The sequence below is a fragment of the Deinococcus sp. genome (genome assembly GCF_018260405.1).
In the GTDB taxonomy this organism is placed as follows: Bacteria; Deinococcota; Deinococci; order Deinococcales; family Deinococcaceae; genus Deinococcus.
Genome location: NZ_JAGLBG010000016.1, coordinates 33,053 through 34,730 on the forward strand (window position 1 = coordinate 33,053; position 1,678 = coordinate 34,730).

2 protein-coding genes are annotated in these 1,678 nt (G+C 58.2%); both read right to left on the minus strand.

The window, feature by feature from the left end; genetic code table 11:
• Window positions 1-483: Rieske (2Fe-2S) protein (locus tag QZ269_RS03845; RefSeq protein ID WP_291424489.1), on the minus strand; the 483-nt coding region annotated here is incomplete at its 3' end.
• A 33-nt stretch (window positions 484-516) separates the two neighbouring features.
• Window positions 517-1,401: a cytochrome c gene (locus tag QZ269_RS03850; protein ID WP_291424491.1), complete on the minus strand. Its 885-nt coding sequence runs from the start codon at window positions 1,399-1,401 to the stop codon at window positions 517-519.
• Window positions 1,402-1,678 lie beyond the last annotated feature (277 nt).

Here is a 1,678-nt window from a genome sequence, read left to right on the forward strand (position 1 = left end):
GTACTGCCCCGAGTGGCACGGGCACTTCATCTGCCCGGCCTTCTGATCGTCGTCGGCCACCGAGCAGCCCGCGTGCATGCAGATATCGCTGTAGGCCACAATACTGCCGTCGATGGTGGCTTCCATGTTGGTCGGCGCACCAATCTGGCCCTGGGGGAATTTGTAAAGCGCAATGACGTTGTTAGGGTCGGCCTTACGCACAAGCGGATTGCCGTCCTTGTCCTTGCCCTGCGGCCAGGCACGCAGCAGTTTTTCACTGAGATCAGCGACCTGAACCGGCTGGCCGTCCTTGTCACCGCCAGCGTAGACCAGAATGTCGCCCTTGGTGGGGGGCATCTTGTCGCGGGTCAGGCGGAACACCGGATTGGCCCCGCCCAGGGTGCTGACCAGGCCCAGCACACCGATGGTGGCGGAGGCACCGACCGCCGTGTTGATGAACTTGCGGCGCGTAATTTCAGGATCTTCTTTTCTGTAACGGGTCATCGTTTAAACCTCTCTGTATGACGTAGGCACGGATTACCAGGGGAATTCGCCGGTGGCGTCTTCGATAACCACTTCGTCGTCCATGAAGTACTTCTTGTACAGCGCCAGCGTTCCGGCGATCATCAGAATAATCATGGCCGAGTAGAAGCCTTCTTTGGTTACGTTGGGCATGACGGGTTCTTTGGCCGCCCAGCCCTGATAGTCAATGTTCATCTGGCGCACGAACAGGATGGTGAACAGCACCGTCAGGGCCATGGTCGTGCCGATGAGCAGGGTGGCAACCGGGGTAGCGCGGACCTTATGAATGCCGGGGTGCAGTTCGGCACCTTCGGCCCAATGGCTGTACAGCCCGATCAGGCCATAAGACAGCAGCACCATGATGAATGTACCCAGGAAGATCTCGGGCAGCTTCAGGTCTTCAGGAACCATACGGCCACGGTTTTTCAAAACCGCCGGGTCGATCTTGCTCTGGCCCGCCGCGACGATATCGGGGGTCAGGGGTTTTTCGACGGTGTTGCCCCAGCTGTGCAGAACATAGTTGGCGACCGCGTAGATTTCCTTGTCGTCCAGCTTGCCCTCGAAAGAAGGCATGCCGCCCTTACCCTTGGTCACAATGGTGTAGACGTAAGCCGGGTCCTTAAGAATCTTTTCGTCACCAGCCAGCTTGGGGCCTGCCCCGCCCTCCCCCTGTGCGCCGTGACAGCCCTGACAGGCGATGGCCCCTTTAGCCGGGTTTCCCGCCTCGTAAACCTGCTTGCCAAGCACCGGGTAGTCTTTGCTGATACTGGCCACCACCGCGGGATCGACCGCCACAGGTTTGGGGGCCGTTTCCGCGTTAAATTGCCACAGTAGCAGGACCGCCATGATAGCCGCACAAAAAATGGCGACCAGTGGCATCGTTGCGTCGTTTCTTTCCACTATCCTTCTCCCTTGAACGTGAAATGGCCTTATATAACGCTACCGCTCCGCTCGTTTGTTTGGGCAACTTCTCAGAGTGGCCTAATACGGCGCAGCATAGCACGGGGCTGAGGCCCTCCCAGCAGCGCCCAGTCGGTGCCCAGGTGGACTCTGGCAGCGTTTATGTTGCGCCTTACCGGGCGGTTAAATGTCCCCCTGAAGGCAGGGCTTCCGCAAAGTCGGTTCAATTTTCAACCTGGATCAAATTGCTTCTGATATGGAATCGAAAAAGTCTGTT